This is a genomic window from Kocuria sp. ZOR0020, from assembly GCF_000800955.1.
Classification (GTDB): domain Bacteria; phylum Actinomycetota; class Actinomycetes; order Actinomycetales; family Micrococcaceae; genus Kocuria; species Kocuria subflava.
The window spans coordinates 1-14,808 of the sequence record NZ_JROX01000176.1 but is presented as its reverse complement, the minus strand read 5'-3'; the positions used below and the strand labels follow the sequence as shown (position 1 = coordinate 14,808).

At 65.0% G+C, this 14,808-nt stretch carries 15 protein-coding genes; 3 read left to right on the top strand and 12 right to left on the bottom strand.

Annotated features, from left to right (window positions below):
* Positions 1-113 precede the first annotated feature (113 nt).
* The 10 genes from L979_RS10770 to malQ all read right to left on the bottom strand — a co-directional run bounded on the left by L979_RS10770 (position 114) and on the right by malQ (position 10,293).
* Entirely contained in the window at positions 114-2,315 is a 2,202-nt protein-coding gene (locus L979_RS10770; RefSeq protein WP_047692209.1) for a cytochrome c oxidase assembly protein, read from the bottom strand.
* The gene (locus L979_RS10765) at positions 2,312-3,814 is read right to left on the bottom strand and encodes a Dyp-type peroxidase (protein ID WP_231559509.1); all 1,503 of its coding nucleotides are present in this window, start codon (positions 3,812-3,814) and stop codon (positions 2,312-2,314) included. Before L979_RS10765 ends, L979_RS10770 begins: the two co-directional genes overlap by 4 nt.
* Entirely contained in the window at positions 3,811-4,521 is a 711-nt protein-coding gene (locus L979_RS10760; protein WP_052209806.1) for a copper chaperone PCu(A)C, read from the bottom strand. Before L979_RS10760 ends, L979_RS10765 begins: the two co-directional genes overlap by 4 nt.
* 52 nt (positions 4,522-4,573) lie before the next feature.
* On the bottom strand, positions 4,574-5,245 hold the full coding sequence (locus L979_RS10755) for a copper resistance CopC family protein (RefSeq protein WP_081994320.1): 672 nt from the start codon (positions 5,243-5,245) through the stop codon (positions 4,574-4,576).
* A 140-nt stretch (positions 5,246-5,385) separates the two neighbouring features.
* Positions 5,386-6,168 (bottom strand): hypothetical protein, encoded by a 783-nt coding sequence (locus L979_RS10750; RefSeq protein ID WP_047692208.1) that lies wholly within the window; start codon positions 6,166-6,168, stop codon positions 5,386-5,388.
* A 348-nt stretch (positions 6,169-6,516) separates the two neighbouring features.
* Positions 6,517-6,801, bottom strand: coding sequence for an HU family DNA-binding protein (locus L979_RS10745; protein WP_047692207.1), 285 nt, complete (start codon positions 6,799-6,801; stop codon positions 6,517-6,519).
* A 66-nt stretch (positions 6,802-6,867) separates the two neighbouring features.
* Complete coding sequence (gene rpsN, locus L979_RS10740; protein WP_047692206.1) at positions 6,868-7,173, bottom strand: 30S ribosomal protein S14; 306 nt, start codon at positions 7,171-7,173, stop codon at positions 6,868-6,870.
* A gap of 3 nt (positions 7,174-7,176) precedes the next feature.
* Positions 7,177-7,344, bottom strand: coding sequence for a 50S ribosomal protein L33 (rpmG, locus tag L979_RS10735; protein WP_047692205.1), 168 nt, complete (start codon positions 7,342-7,344; stop codon positions 7,177-7,179).
* A gap of 1 nt (position 7,345) precedes the next feature.
* A complete protein-coding gene (gene rpmB, locus L979_RS10730; RefSeq protein ID WP_047692204.1) occupies positions 7,346-7,582 on the bottom strand; it encodes a 50S ribosomal protein L28 in 237 nt (78 codons plus the stop codon).
* A 383-nt stretch (positions 7,583-7,965) separates the two neighbouring features.
* Positions 7,966-10,293, bottom strand: a complete 2,328-nt coding sequence (malQ, locus tag L979_RS10725) for a 4-alpha-glucanotransferase (RefSeq protein ID WP_081994318.1) — start codon at positions 10,291-10,293, stop codon at positions 7,966-7,968.
* Between the two features lie 68 nt (positions 10,294-10,361).
* Here malQ and L979_RS10720 point away from each other — a divergent pair, with 68 nt between their 5' ends.
* Complete coding sequence (locus tag L979_RS10720; protein WP_081994316.1) at positions 10,362-11,072, top strand: HAD family phosphatase; 711 nt, start codon at positions 10,362-10,364, stop codon at positions 11,070-11,072.
* A gap of 29 nt (positions 11,073-11,101) precedes the next feature.
* Here L979_RS10720 and L979_RS10715 read toward each other — a convergent pair whose 3' ends face one another.
* Both L979_RS10715 and L979_RS10710 read right to left on the bottom strand, forming a co-directional pair.
* Positions 11,102-11,950 carry a CoA ester lyase gene (locus tag L979_RS10715; RefSeq protein ID WP_047692202.1) on the bottom strand — a complete coding sequence of 283 codons (849 nt, stop codon included), beginning with the start codon at positions 11,948-11,950 and terminating at the stop codon, positions 11,102-11,104.
* A 161-nt stretch (positions 11,951-12,111) separates the two neighbouring features.
* Positions 12,112-13,209: a glutathione S-transferase family protein gene (locus L979_RS10710; RefSeq protein WP_047692211.1), complete on the bottom strand. Its 1,098-nt coding sequence runs from the start codon at positions 13,207-13,209 to the stop codon at positions 12,112-12,114.
* A gap of 183 nt (positions 13,210-13,392) precedes the next feature.
* Here L979_RS10710 and L979_RS10705 point away from each other — a divergent pair, with 183 nt between their 5' ends.
* Positions 13,393-14,112: a hypothetical protein gene (locus L979_RS10705; RefSeq protein WP_156125551.1), complete on the top strand. Its 720-nt coding sequence runs from the start codon at positions 13,393-13,395 to the stop codon at positions 14,110-14,112.
* A gap of 119 nt (positions 14,113-14,231) precedes the next feature.
* Positions 14,232-14,738: a MarR family winged helix-turn-helix transcriptional regulator gene (locus L979_RS10700; protein ID WP_052209804.1), complete on the top strand. Its 507-nt coding sequence runs from the start codon at positions 14,232-14,234 to the stop codon at positions 14,736-14,738.
* Positions 14,739-14,808: the final 70 nt, after the last annotated feature.

Below are 14,808 nucleotides of genomic sequence, written 5' to 3'. Positions count from 1 at the left end.
GCAACTGACGGCTGGTACTGCAACTGACGGCTGGTACTGCAACTGATGGGCTCAACAGCGCCAGGCGGGTCAACTATTCCGACTCTGCGCCTGGTTTCGGCGTCTCAACCGGCTCAGCGCCCGGTTCTGGCATCTTCTTCCGCCAAGCGTTCCATCATGTCGTTGTAGGCCTTCAATTCGGCGCCATCGGTGCGGTCTGCTTCCCGGTCCACACGGCGGTTCTCCCGGTTGCCGGCAATGGCCCACTGGACCATGACCACCACGGCCAGGATGGCGGTGGGCAGTTCGCCGATGCCCCACATCAGGGCGCCACCACGCTGCTGGTCCGCAATGGCGGTGATGCCCCAGTCATGACCCATGTTGCCGAACCAGGAGGCTTCCAGCAGCCAGTCCATGCCCATGATGGCCACCCCCACAAAGGCGTGGTAGACCATGGTCGCGATCAGCATGATCAAGCGCATGAAGTAGGCCGGACGCTTGGGGATGGGGTCCTGACCCACCAGCACCAGGGCGAACATGTACCCGGTGAACAGGAAGTGGGCCATCATGAACTCGTGGCCCACGTGCGTGCGCAGCGTGAATCCCAGCAATGGCGTGAAGTAGAACAGCACGATCGACCCCGCAAAGTTCACGGCCGCAAAAATCGGATGAGTCACGATCTTGCCCCAGGTGGAGTGCACCAGACGCAGGATCCACTCGCGCGGGCCGCGGGTGCCGTCCTGGCGTGGTTCCAGGGCGCGCAGCAGCAGTGTCACGGGCGAGCCCAGGACCATGAACACGGGGATGATCATAGTCAGGGACATGTGTTCCACCATGTGCCAACTGAACAGCACCCGGGCGTAGACGGCCACGGGCCCGGAGGTGGCCAGGAACAGCAGGATGAGTCCGATGTACCAGGACACGGCCCGCAAGACGGACCACTTGCCACCGGTGCGGACCACCTTGAACATGGCCCACCCGTAGCTGATGCCGAACAGCGCGATGATGGCAACCCACAGCCAGTCCGGGCGCCACTGGGTGATCGCATTGGCCCATGTGGGCTCGGGGGGAAGGTCGTAGAAGGTCAAAATGCGCGCCGGGGTGGCATCTGGGGCCAGATCCTCCGGAACCGGCGGGGCCGAGTTGCCCAACGCAACGGCCACCCCCACCAGGGCACCCATCAACAAGAGCTCGCCCAGGATGATCTGCCACACCGCACGGCGGCCGCTCATCCGCTGCGCGATCAACGCCGGGATCACGGCCCGCCGGTGGACGTACCCGGCCACCCCCAGTGCCAGGGTCAACACCAGTTTCACGACGACGAGCGTCCCATACGCACTGCCCAGTTGCGCCAAGGTCCCGATGCGCACCGCGGCATTGATCACCCCGGAGGCCAGCACCAGCACAAAGCTCCACAGCGCCAAGTGGGAGAACCGGCTGAGCACCACGGCTTCCAACGGGACCTTGCGCCCACGGGCCGCGTGATCGGTGTCCGAATCCCGGCGGGCGCGTGTTCCGATCGGCAGTCTGGCCGTGGTGCGATCCCGTGCCAACTGCGGCGAGATCCAAGCCAGAGCGATCAGGCCCCCCATCCAGGCGCACACCCCCAGCAGGTGCAGGCCCAGGGAGTTGACGGCACCCATGTGGTCATCGCCTCCGGCTGAGTGCCCATTGAGGGCCATGGTCACCAGGGCGATGCAGGCCAGTGCTGTGGTCAACAAAAGACCCAACAGTGAGCGGACACCGAACACCAGGGTGGTCACCACCGCGGCCACCACCACACCCACGCCAAGGGCCTGCCCGGTGGGGATCTCCGTGAGAAAGCTGATCAGCTGTTGGGTGTAGGCGGTACTCGGGCTCAGCCGAACCCCGGAGACCTCTGCGTAGGTGAACACCGTCACCACGGCGGCTGCCACGGTCCACACCACCGCGCTGCCCCCTGCCAACTGCAAGACTCTGCTGAACAGAGGGTGTTCCTCAGCCGGTTCGTCCTTGCGATTCTTGCCCCGTCCACGGGTCTGGACAGTGTTGGGCACCACGCCCACAGCCACCAGAAGGGCACCGATCGTGGAAATCAGTGCCACGTTGCGCACCGTTTCACTCAGGGGCAGGCCCCAGCGGACCAATGCACCGGGGTCAGCCACCTGCTGGGGCGCCGCGGCCCCGGAGAAGGACAGGGCTGCGGCCAGAGCCAGAAGCGTGAGCACAGCGGGAGCAGCCAACCACCACACGGAGATTCCGGCGACCGAGACCGAATGATCGTTCGGTTTCGGCCCCTGTTTCTGGTCGGAGCGATCCACGGAAGCGTCACTGCGTGCCCTGGTACTCGAACTCATGCTCCACCTTCTGCATCAGCGGTTTGGCCATCACGCGCATCAACGTCACGTGCGGCGTCGTCGTCGTTGAACAACACGTCCCCCACAAAACCGCCCTTCTGGCAGCCAGGTGGAATCGCAAACACTGCGGATCCCACCGGCACGGTCCAGACATTGAGCATGTCCAGGTCATCCAGGCGCTGTTGAATGGGGACGAACTGTTGGTCCACGTCCGCCTGATAGGAGGCGAACAGCAGCCCGGAGTCGCTCACCCCACCGGAACTGGATCCCGCGGAGGCAAAACCACTGGCATCCATGACGGGGACGTCGTAGTTGTAGGGCCGCCGGTGGATCCTGACCCGGTCATCCGGGTGGCGGGAACGGCGAATGTGGGAGTAGTCCGGAATGATTTTGAACCCCAGGGGGCCAACGGCCTCGAAATCGGGTTCATCACGCTCGGCAGTTCCCGTCAAAGGCGCACCCGTGTCCAGGGTTCTGCCCACGGAATCCTCGCGTGCCGGGCGATCAGCCTCGTCCCAGGTGTCCAGATTCATGTGGATACGGCGCAGCACCAGAGAGGTACCGTCCTGGATCCAGGGCTGGAACGCCTGCTCCCCCACGCCCCACACGATCTGCTCGTGTTCCGGGGTGTCCGGCTGGGTGTCCACGGTGCCGTCCACCTGGCCGAACAGATTACGCATGCTGGGCGGATCGGCTGCTTCAGCGCCGGGGACGGAGCGGAACCCGTTCTGCACCCACCGCACGGTGCCGAATGACCGGAGGTTCTTGAACAGCACCCGCTGGGCGTGCGCCAGGCTCACGGTGTCCTCGCAGCACACTTGGATCAGGAGGTCCCCGTCGTTCCATCGGTCCTCGAGTTGGTCGATGCCGAAGGCGGGCAGTGGCCGCAACCATTCCGGTGCCCGCTCAGGTGCCACCAGGTTCAGGATGCGGGCACCAAAGCCAAAGGTCACCGTCAACCGGGACGGGTTCAGTGCCAGCTCCGGTTCCTGGTCGTTGATGGGGGCGTCACCACCCGTAAGGGCCGCTGCATCCTGGGTGAGCACGCGCATCATCCGGCGAATGGTTTCCCGTTCGGTGCCTTCGGCCTGGTCCACGGCCAAGAAGGTCGCGAACGACTGTGGCATGGTGTCGATCCCAGCTTGGCGTGGTCCGTAGAACGCTTCCGAGCGGGCCCCCACAGCTTCCGTCCGTGCCGGTTCAGTCGCCGTCCCGGAATCCTCACGGTCAGAGGATCCAGCTGCACCCAACAACCCGGATCGCTGCGCAGCAGCCACCCCCAGCCCCGCGGCAGCACCCACACCGGCGGTTCCTCCGGCGATCAACACACCGCGTCTGCTGAATCCTGAAGATCCACCGGCACTGCCGGTGGCAGCGGAATCCTGTTCCGCTGCCACCGGCCGCTGGTTCAGGCCACCTTCGGGGGCCTCGGACGGGGACTCACCGTGGTGAGACCCGCCCGAGGCAACCGGAGTGGCCGAATCATGCTCAGAAGTCACTGGGACTCCTGACACATCGGCAGCTCATCATCCTGGTCAGAATGCATGGCTCCCATGCTGGGCATGGCAGAAGCCATGTGGGAGGGCATCTCCGAAGGTGACATGGTGGACCCGCCACCCTCATGCGAGTACTCCTCCTGGGCACCCTGGTAATCCCGCACGGGAACCTTCACCGTCTGATTCTCACCATCCTCACCATGGGCGTAGGCCAACTGGATGTTCAGGTTCTGCCCTGCCATGGGAGCACAGGTCAGATCCATCAGCATGATGTGATCGGCACCGGGTTCCAACGTCACCGACTCACCTGGCTCAATCACCAGGGGGTCGGTCATCTCCTGCATGACGGTTGAACCCGTGGATTCACCCATCACGGTCTCGTGCAGTTCCGCGGACTCCGCGATCCCGGTGGCCTCGGCCCCACTGAGGGTGACGGCAGAGTCACCGTCGTTGGTCAGGGTGCCAAAGACCGCCGTCATCCCGGAATCAGCTGCCTTCATCCACGGATCCTGCACGGTGAGCATCTGCTGCGCACCATCCGTGGCGGCGCCGGTGTCAGTGGCCGCGGCGGTTGCAGCGGATGTCTCCGTGGCAGCCGCTGTGGACTCACCGTCACCGCCACCGGCGGCACAGCCGCTGAGGCCAAGGACCCCCACCGCTGCTGTGGCCAGGGCGAATCGTGCGGATCGGTTCAAAGTGATCGTGTTCATGGTTGTTCTCTTTTCAAGCTCGTACCGGGCTCATCCGAATCTTCGGGTGGGCTCAGCGATCGGAGTCGTTTCTACCGATCCGACGAACCAGGACCACTGCCCCCAGCACCAGCAAGGCAAGGACCGCGCCACCCACGGCGTAGAGCAAGACCGGGGCACCGGCGTCGTCACCGGCCTCCGTGGCCGCAGGGGTGGACAGGGTCTCCCCTGTTGCCTCCCCGGCGGTGGTGGGCTCTGCCGTGTCGGGTGCAGGCGAGCCGGCGCTGGTCTGGTCAGCGGCAGCCCCCTCACCGACGTCGTAGCTGAACGTGCCTTCAATGGGGTGCCCGTCGGAGGAGACCACACGCCACACCACGGTGTAGGTGTCATCCGTTTGCTCCGAGGGGGTGACGTTCTGGGTGACCGCGGTTCCGGACACCTGTGGTTCGCCGTCGGTGACGTCTGCACCCTGGGCGTCAGTCACACGCACTTGTGTTCCCACGTCCAGCAGATCGGCCGAGAACGTCATCTCGACCTCATCGGGTGCTTCAGTGGCCCGGGCACCGTCGCCCGGGTTGGAGGACACCAACGTGTCATGCGCCCACACCGGGCCCGGAAGGGCCACCAGCGCCGCTGTTCCCACGGCCGCTGCCACCCCTGTGATCCTCGATCGGAGACGACGACGCCCCTGCGGTTCGAGTTCAAACGAGTGGTCTGCGTGGTTGTAGCGGGGTTTCAAAGTCATGAGGCTTCTCTCTGATGGCGCACCCCTGTCCGGGGTGATCTCTGTGGGGTCGGTGCAGATGCGCTGCCTGGCCCACGCTTGCGCCCACCAGCGCACGCTCGCCAAAAATTCACGGACGTGTGTACCGCGGGGTGGAACTGTCAGGCCAGGACAGCAGCCTGCGGAGGACCCCGGTATTGCAGAGAGCCACGGGCCCAGATCAGAACCCGGGCGGGAAGCGGTTGAAGATAGCCCGGTTGCCACGGACGAACGGAGACCCACGGCATGGCAACGGCCACCGCCAGGCGCACCGCCCGGACCAGGAGGGTGGCCACGGCCTTGAGCACGCCGAGCTCGCCGTAGCGCAGCACCACAAAGGCCACAGCCGCAGCCACCAGGTGCAGAAGCAGCATGGTGTGACCACCAGCCAGAACACCCTGAGCGGCACTCACACCATCGACTCCGTGAGCCATGTGGGCGGCGTGTCCGGACACGGAAGTCACCGGTTCCAAAACCAGCTGCGCAGACGCCGCCACGGTCTGAGTGCCCACAGCGCCCGCCGTGTGGGCGGCGTGACCGGTGTGGTCGGTGGTGGAGACGTAACCGCCGGCCAAGGACAGCAGAACGTGGAACAGGGTTTGTGAGCCCAGCACGGCCAGGCCCAGTCCGGCCATCCCTGCCAGACCCGAGAAGTGCTTTCGGCCACCGCGGACCGCTCGGGAAAGACCGCTGCGATCAGCACGGGCCGTGCGGCCGGGGTCAGAGTCCCGGGTGCCCAGTCCTGCCAGAACCATGCACACCGGCGCGGCCAGCGCCACGCACAGTACGTACAACATCACGGACGGCCACTGCCCGCCGGCGGCCACGTGGGCCAGAACGGCAAGAGTGGTGGCCACAAAGGCGGCTGCCCACCCCCGGATCAGGCGCAGCGCACGCGGTGTCATGGACTGCCCCTCTCCTTGAAGATCGCATCAAGCACATCTCACCCGTGATCAGGGTGAGAACCCCTCCATTATGCCGCCGCCGTCAAACCGGGATCCCGGTGGTGGCAACCTGCGCCGCAGCTCACGCCCCCTGGGACCTGAGCGCGGTTGCGCCACCTGTGGGTTCGGTCTCAACCACTGATCCGGCCCCCACGTGGCGCAACCGAATACAGACCTGGCGCAACTGCACACGGAGCAGGGGCAGGGGCAGGCGGCCATCACCCGGGAGATGAAAAACGAGCGGTGACATCCCGGATGGGATGTCACCGCTCGTTGATGGTCAACGGTCAGCAACCGTGACCTGTTCGATCACTTGCCGGAGGCAGCAGCCTTCAGCTTGGAACCAGCGGAGAGCTTGACGCTGTGACCGGCCGGGATGTTGATGGTCTCGCCGGTCTGGGGGTTGCGGCCGGTGCGTGCCTTGCGCTCGGTGCGCTCCACGGACAGCCAGCCGGGGATGGTGACCTTCTCACCGTTGGCCACGGAGGTCTCCAGAGACTGGAACAGTGCGTCCAGCACGCTGTTGACCTGTGCCTGGGTGGTGCCGGCCTTCTCGGCAACCTCGGCCACGATCTCGCTGCGGTTCTTAGCCATGTTGATGTCCTCCTGGACGTCGGGTCTGTATCGGGGCTCCTAGTGAGAACCCACTACAGGGGGAAATTACCAGCTGGACTTGGTGATTCCCGGCAATTCGCCCCGGTGCGCCATTTCGCGGAAGCGAACTCGGGAGATTCCGAACTTCTGGAAGGTGCCACGGGGGCGGCCATCAATCTGGTCGCGGTTGCGAACACGAGCGGGGGAAGCGTCGCGGGGCAGCTTCTGCAGGCCCAGACGTGCGGCTTCACGGTCCTCCGGGGAGGCGTTCTCGTCAACCAGGGTCTTCTTCAGCTCAGCGCGCTTGGCAGCGTAGCGAGCCACGATGACCTTGCGCTGCTCGTTCTTGGCGATCTTGGACTTCTTAGCCATTACTCAGCGCTCCTCACGGAAATCGACGTGCTTACGGATCACGGGATCGTACTTCTTGAGGACGATGCGATCCGGGTTGTTCCGGCGGTTCTTACGCGTCACGTAGGTGAACCCGGTGCCCGCGGTGGACTTCAGCTTGATGATGGGACGTACGTCCTTGTCCTTGGCCATCTCAGATCTTCTCCCCTCGGGCGATCATTTCTGCGACGACGGCATCAATTCCGCGGGCGTCAATGACCTTGATGCCCTTGGCGCTGAGGTTCAGCGTGACGGTGCGGCGCAGGGACGGAACCCAGTAACGCTTTTTCTGGATGTTGGGATCGAACCGGCGCTTGGTGCGGCGGTGCGAGTGCGAAATGCTGTGCCCGAAGCCCGGCTTGGCCCCGGTCACCTGGCAGTGCGCTGCCATAGTTCTCTCCTCCAAATGTCGACGTATGACGGCACGATCCCGGCGCTCACCGGTGAACCAGTCACCGGTACCGCGCAGTCGAACGTCCCATCACCTTTTGTTGCAACCACCGTTCATGAACCCGGGGGTCTGATCCAACAGACCTCCGCACGGTGGCAACCGGTTACGGGTTCGCCACGACGACGGTGAAGATCTTGGTGTCGGGTGCGGACTGCCCCATACAACAGCCTAAAATCATAGGCTTGAGGTGACGCGCCCGCAACTTTTTGCCCCTGCCCCGGTAGCGACACACCGTGAAGGTGCACAACGTACGTGTTTCGGGTCAGGGACAACAGGCAAGTCTAGACGACACGGCACGCCCGGCCAACCACCGGTGGCGGGAATCACCCTTGGGCGCCCCAGGGATGGGCAGGGGACCCGGAGTCCTGGGTCAGTGGCTGTTTCGGTGCCTGAGCGGTGTCGTGGAGGCGGTCCGATGATCCCAGTGCGTCGTTCATCACCTTGGACAGGGATGCCACGCGCTCGGATCGCCGGAGGCTTTCCACCAGGACCACCTTGCCGTCAGAATCCGCCAGCGGGATCTGCCAGTTGGGGTATTCATCCGAGGTTCCCGGCTGGTTCTGCACCCGCTTCTCCCCCACGGCATCCACCAGTTGGACACAGTGCAACAACGACGGCGCCTGGGCCAGGTACCGGTGCAGGCCTTCGATTTTCTGTTGCTCGCTCAGATCATCCACAGGGATGTCAGCCGGCAGCATGCCTGCATCGGCGGCGGCCTCCAGGTACATGGTGACCTGACGCTGCGCGTGCTCGCGTTCCACCTCAACCGGCCGTTCCAGGACCCCCAGCTCGTCCCGCAGGTCCACCTGGATGCCTTCCAGGAAACCTGCCGTGGGCGGGAGGTCGTGGGTGCCGACGGAAGCGAATGCTTCGGTCCGGTAGGTGCGCGGGTCCTTGGGTGCATGGTCCTCCTGCTCGAACCACAGGACGGAAGTGCCCAACACTCCGCGTTCGGAGAGGAACTGCCGGGCGGATGGCTCAACCGTGCCCAGGTCCTCCCCGACCACCACCACTCCGGCACGCTGTGCTTCCAGGGCCAGGATGCCCACCATGGCTTCGTGGTCGTAGTAGATGTAGGCACCGTCGGAGGCTTTGTTGCCTTCGGGGATCCACCAGAGGCGGAAGAGCCCGATCACGTGGTCCACCCGGATGCCTCCGGCGTGCCGGAAGATCGTGCGCAGCATCTCCCGCCACGGCTTGTATCCGGCCTGCGCAAGTTTCTGGGGGTGCCACGGCGGCTGAGACCAGTTCTGGCCCTGCTGGTTGTACATGTCCGCCGGTGCGCCCACGGAGACCCCGTGGGCCAGGACGTCGTGCAAGGTCCAGGCATCAGCACCGTCCTTGGTGACCCCCACGGCAAGATCGTGCATCACCCCGATCTCCATGCCGGCGGACTGTGCAGCCCGCTGGGCGACACCGAGTTGGTTGTCCAGCAACCACTGGATCCAGATGTAGAAGTTCACGCGATCCCGCAGTCGGTCGCGGGCCTCCACGGCGTAGGGAGAGTCCGGAGTGGCGGCATCGGAGTCCCACAGGTTGTTGTCCACCCCGAGTTCCTCACGCAGTGCGCACCACAGGGCAAAGTCCTGGAGGTGTTGGCCGCCGTCGCGAACAAATCGCTCCAGCTGCTGCTGACGCTGCGGGGAGCGGCGCACGGTGTAGAGCAGCTCCAGGCTCTTGAGCTTGGCGGCGTAGATGCCGTCACGGTCAATGGTGTCCGCATCCAGGACCTTGCGCCGTTCAATGGCAGCCAAGGTGGAGACCACTTCCAGGTCACTGGGCCGCAGGTAGGCGTACTCACGAACATCTGCCACCCGCAGGTACAGCGGGTTGAAGAACCGCCGGGTGGTGGGCAGATACGGCGAGGGCTCGATGGGCGGGACAGGCTCTGAGGCATGCAGGGGGTTGACCAGGATGTAGTCAGCCCCCTGTTCCCCACCGATCGCGGCAAGGGCGGCGAGGTCGTTGATGTCGCCAACTCCCCAGGAGCGGTTGGAGGCCACCGAGTAGAGCTGAGCGGCCCACCCCCAACGGCGTTGGCCCTTCAACCGGTCCGTGGTGGTGAGGCGTGCCGGGGTGACCGCCACCTCGATCCTCTGGGTGGGACCGGCTTCCGCTGAATCCGAGTCCACGGTGGCCGTCAGCTGGTACCACTCGGGGGCCAGGTCCGTGGGCAGCTGGAAGAGCACGCGCTGAACCGTGTTTCCCTCGACCTCGCGCGTTTCAGGCGCCCGGTCCACGGCCTCCAGAGTGCGGGTTGTGCCATCCACGGCCAGTTCCACCCTGATCCGGGAATGTGCTGCCGTTCCAGACCCCAGGCTTGCCGGAACGTGAACGGGTATCAGGGTTTCAACGCCCTCGGTGGTGACCACCACGGGGGGCAGCAATCCCGTCCACTGCTCGTCCCGCTTGGTTGTCAGGGAGGCGTGAGCTGCCGCTTCACTGCTGAGATCTGCCCCGAGCGCGGTCAGCACCTCTTCCAGGGTTTCCTGAGGCACGGTGACCTCACCGCCGTCGAATCCGTCGTAGCGGGTCCGTACACCGTGGGCTTCGGCCAGCTGCGCCAAGGTTTCTGCCAAGACACCGTCCGGTGAGATCGCGGGCTGAGACTGGTCTGCGGATGATGCCGATTCTGAGGCGGAAGACTGCATGGGTTCCATACTAACGAGGCTGGGACCGCCACCTGACAGCGCCCACACCGCTGGGGCATCCTGGATCCATGACCTCACCCGAAAACACAAGGCCGAACCCACCTGCCGTGGACCCGCGCACAGCACCCCTGGCGGTGGTTTTTGACTGCGACGGCGTCCTCCTGGACACCGAATCCGCGTGGGCCGAGGTTCAGGCAGAGATCTTCCGCATGTACGGGTTGGAGTACGGACCAGCGGACCAACAGCGACTCATGGGCTGGTCAGCGGCAGATGTGGCCCAGGAAGTCACGCGTTTGAGGGCCGAAACCCGGGAGGAGGACACGGTCACTGTTGACAAGGTGCGCGCCCGGATCCTGGAGGTGGAAGCCGAGCTGCTGACCGGGCGGATGCCGCCCATCGCAGGGGCGCTGGAGCTGGTCCGGCGAGCTTCCCGCGCCGTGCCCACGGCGGTGGCCTCCAACTCCACCTCCGGGATCCTGAACACCAAGATGACCAGCACCGGCATAGCTGATCACGTACAGACCTGGGTGTCCTCCGATGACGTCGCCCGGGGCAAGCCCGCCCCGGACATGTACCTGGAGGCCGCACGCCGCCTGGGAACGGACCCGCAGCGGTGCCTGGCGGTGGAGGACTCCTCCGCAGGAGCCACCGCCGCACTTGAGGCGGGGATGACGGTGGTGGGCCTTTCCCACGACGGCGCCCACGTTCCGTCGTCGTTGTTGATCACCAGCCTGCAGAACCCCCAGTTGATGAAGTTGCTGGAGAGCTGGGGCTGGTGATCGGAGGACCCGCAGGAGGGGCTTGAGGGTCAGCGGTTCCAGAGGCCGTAGGTCTTGGCCAGGTCGGAGACCTTGCGGGCGCGGGCCAAGCGGGGCAGGTAGCTGCCGTCCATGGAACCGGTGGCGCCGGTTTCGAACTTCTCAATCAATTCGCGGGCCCAGGCGATTTCCTGCTCGGAAGGGGCCAGGCCCACATTGATGCCGTCGGTCTGGTTGGGATCCAACGTGAGCTTGCCGGTCATGCCCATGGACTGGGTGATGCGGCAGGCTTCTGCAAGGTCATCCCCGTGGGCACCCACGGACGGTCCGTCAATGGGCCCGGGCAATAGACCCACACGGGAGGCCACCACCAGGACGGAGCGGGCATAAGCCAACGCCATGGGGTCATCGGATGCGCCGGTGTCCCGGCGGAAGTCGCCCACACCAAAGGCCAGGCGGAACACGCCGGGAGCCCGGGCGATGTCATTGGCGTTGACCAGGCCCACAGCCGACTCGATCAAGGCGATCACCGGGGTGCCTGCAGGCATCATCATGGCGGTGCGGGTGATGTGATCCGGGTGTTCGGTCTTGGCCAACATCAGGCCACGCAGGTTCTTGGCCTCAGCCAGAGCCTCCAGGTCCTCGCGCCAATGATCCGAGGTGATGTCATTAATGCGCACCCACGCGCCTGCGCCCTCGTTGATGGCCTCCACCACCGCGGAACGACCTTCGGCTTTCTGCTCCTCCGGCAAACCGTCTTCGATGTCAAAGATCACCGAATCGGCTTCCGAGGCCAGGGCTGCGGGAAACGTGGAGGGATCGGAGGCCCCCACCAGCAGAACTGACCGGGACAGGCGAGCGGGCAGTGCGGCGGCACGTTGATTACGGAACGGGCTCACGAATTTCCCTCTGACGGCAAACGACTCACGTGGCGAGCGCGCTCAGGAGCTGACGTGGTGCGCCCCTGGCGGGCCCCTCCATGTTACGGGTTTCGCCTTCTGTAGCACGGGTCCCGCCTTCCGCGTGGATCTTTGTGACCAATGGGCAGGGCGCGCCACGCTCATCCGCGCAGTGGCGTGTGCTCCGGATCCACGCGTTCGGCTTCTGCCACCGGGCCGGGAGCCGTGGCCTGACCGAACGGGCTGCCGCCCAATGCCTCACGACCGTGCGGTTCCAACCAGTTCTGCAGATCAGGTCCCACCGGCACAACCTGTGTGGGATTGATGTCCGTGTGCACCACGTAGTAGTGCTCCTTGATCTGCTGGAAGTCCACGGTGTCCCCGAACCCCGGGGTGGTGAACAGATCCCGGGCATAGGCCCACAGGTTGGGCATCTCGGTGAGCTTGTTCCGCGAGCACTTGAAGTGACCGTGGTAGACCGGGTCAAAACGCACCAGTGTGGTGAACAGACGAACGTCCGCCTCCGTGATGTGCTCGCCCATCAGGTACCGCCGAGTGGACAGCCGCTCCTCCAACCAGTCCATGGCCACCCACAGCCGCTCGTAGGCTTGGTCGTAGGCCTCCTGGGAGCCGGCGAACCCACAACGGTAGACCCCGTTGTTGACCTCCGTGTAGATGCGCTTCATGACATCGCGCATCTCAGCCTCAAGTTCTTGCGGCCAGAGGTCGGGAGCACCTTCACGGTGGTGCGCCGTCCACTCCTTGGCCATGTCCTCCGTGATCTGAGGGAAGTTGTTGGTCACCACCTGGCCGCTGGAGATCTCCACCATGGCCGGGACCGTGATGCCCCGCGGATACTCCGGGAACCGCGCGAAGTAAGCCTGCTGCAGCCGCTCGATGCCCAAAACCGGATCCTTGCCCTCCGGATCCAGCTGGAAGTCCCAGGACCGTGAATCGTGCGTGGGGCCGGGCAAACCGATGGAGATGGCATCCTCCAGACCCAACAGGCGCCGGACAATCAACGTTCGGTTCGCCCACGGGCAGGCACGGGCGGCCACCAAACGGTAGCGGCCGGCTTCCACCGGCCATGCCGTAGCACCTTCGGAGAGTTCTGCGGTGTCGGGATCCGCCACAATGCGGTCCTCGATGTAGTTGGTGTCGCGGTCAAAGGACTCGCCGGCGTGAACGTAGGCGCCTGTGGTGCTGAATGCATCCGACTGGTTGCTGTGCTCGCGTGAATCGTTGCTGTGCTCGCTCACGGTGTCCTCTCGATTGCCACTCACCATCTCCATTTAATGATACGTCACCAAAATCTCATCGTCGAGACCCTCCACCCCACAATTCCCACTGATCGCTCAGGACCCCGCGCCGTCGTCTGAACTGCGCAGTACCCTTGAGAACAGCGGCCGACCCAATCGTGGGCACCGCATCAGGAGAGACCCATGAGCCCCCATCACGACCCCACAGACCCGGGCAGCCAGCAACCCTTGCCCCAATGGGGTCGCATGCGGCCGGCTGGGGACACCTCAAAGCCCCCAACCCCGACAACCCAGCCCACTCCCGCAACCTCGGCACGCGCGGTGGCGGCGCGCCGTCGTGCCGTCCGGGGCCTGTCATTCGCTCTGATCATGCTGGGGGTTCTCCTGGGCTTCGGCCTGGCGGCACTGGGGCAGCCATGGGTGGGTGGAATCGGCGCCATTCCAGTTCTGGTCGGCCTTTCAGGGTTTGTGGCCGTTCACTTGGGCATTCCCACAACTCTGCGGTTTCCGCATGCACACGTTGCCCGCCCCGGACGCGGATGGTGGTGGGCCCCCATTGGTCTGAGCGCCCTGGGGTTGGCGGCCATAGGTGCTGCCTTCGTCGCAGACGGGACGGCACCGGAGACGGGAAGCCCCTGGACCATCCTCTGGCTGGTCACGGCAGCCACACTGCTCACGGCCGGCGGCCTGGGCTTTGGCCTGGTGGCGGCATCTCGTCTGACGATCCCGGACCACGACGACGCACCCCTGCGCAAAGTCGACTGGGATCGGGAGTACCCCAGGCGCTACCCCGATCAGCCCACTGATCCGGGACGGCTGTACGACTCCTCCTGGATCACGGGCACACCCAGGCCGTCACAATCGCACACACAGCGAACGCCGAATGAGCCTGACGAGTCCTGATGTGCCATTCTGGTGCAACCCCGAACCCGCCTGAACGTTGCCTGCGCCGTAGCTGATGATCGGCGGGTCTGAGCCTGAGACCACTGCCCCGTGAGCGTGGCAGCTGAAAGTGATCATTCATGCCCGCACCCGATTCCACGCCAGCAGAGACGAGTTCCGCGAACACCCCACGGTGGCTGAGCAACGAGGAACAGCAGACGTGGCGCAGTTTCTTGTTCGGCGCCCGGGCCATGCTGCGTGCCATCGACAAACAACTCACACGGGACAGCAATCTCTCCGGGGCGGAGTACGAGGTCCTGGTCCCCCTTTCAGAAGCACCGGGTGGTGTTCTGCGCTCGCGAGCGCTGTTGGAATTCCTGGGGTGGGAACGCAGCCGTCTCTCCCACCTCTTGGTCCGCATGAACCGGCGCGGGCTGATTGAACGCAATCCTTGCGACGACGACGCCCGCGGCCTGGACGTGGCCATCACCCCGAACGGGCGCGAGGCGATCGAGGCCGCAGCACCGACCCATCTTGACCTGGTCCGGACGGCCCTCATGGACGACCTCACAGCAGAGGAAGCGCGGGCCATCAACAGCATCCAGACCAAGTTGTCGGCACGGCTGCGGGAGCTGGATCTGGACTGAGCGCCCACCCGCTCTCACAGCGGGGATCGCTTGGCCGGTGAGACAGGCCCGTGACATAGGGACGGGCCCT

Excerpts from the sequence above, each read along its gene's own strand:
- L979_RS10770 (WP_047692209.1), bottom strand. The coding sequence starts at position 2,315 with ATGAGTTCGAGTACCAGGGCACGCAGTGACGCTTCCGTGGATCGCTCC.
- L979_RS10760 (WP_052209806.1), bottom strand. The coding sequence starts at position 4,521 with ATGAACACGATCACTTTGAACCGATCCGCACGATTCGCCCTGGCCACA.
- L979_RS10755 (WP_081994320.1), bottom strand. The coding sequence starts at position 5,245 with ATGACTTTGAAACCCCGCTACAACCACGCAGACCACTCGTTTGAACTC.
- L979_RS10750 (WP_047692208.1), bottom strand. The coding sequence starts at position 6,168 with ATGACACCGCGTGCGCTGCGCCTGATCCGGGGGTGGGCAGCCGCCTTT.
- L979_RS10745 (WP_047692207.1), bottom strand. The coding sequence starts at position 6,801 with ATGGCTAAGAACCGCAGCGAGATCGTGGCCGAGGTTGCCGAGAAGGCC.
- rpsN (WP_047692206.1), bottom strand. The coding sequence starts at position 7,173 with ATGGCTAAGAAGTCCAAGATCGCCAAGAACGAGCAGCGCAAGGTCATC.
- rpmG (WP_047692205.1), bottom strand. The coding sequence starts at position 7,344 with ATGGCCAAGGACAAGGACGTACGTCCCATCATCAAGCTGAAGTCCACC.
- rpmB (WP_047692204.1), bottom strand. The coding sequence starts at position 7,582 with ATGGCAGCGCACTGCCAGGTGACCGGGGCCAAGCCGGGCTTCGGGCAC.
- malQ (WP_081994318.1), bottom strand. The coding sequence starts at position 10,293 with ATGCAGTCTTCCGCCTCAGAATCGGCATCATCCGCAGACCAGTCTCAG.
- L979_RS10720 (WP_081994316.1), top strand. The coding sequence starts at position 10,362 with ATGACCTCACCCGAAAACACAAGGCCGAACCCACCTGCCGTGGACCCG.
- L979_RS10705 (WP_156125551.1), top strand. The coding sequence starts at position 13,393 with ATGAGCCCCCATCACGACCCCACAGACCCGGGCAGCCAGCAACCCTTG.
- L979_RS10700 (WP_052209804.1), top strand. The coding sequence starts at position 14,232 with ATGCCCGCACCCGATTCCACGCCAGCAGAGACGAGTTCCGCGAACACC.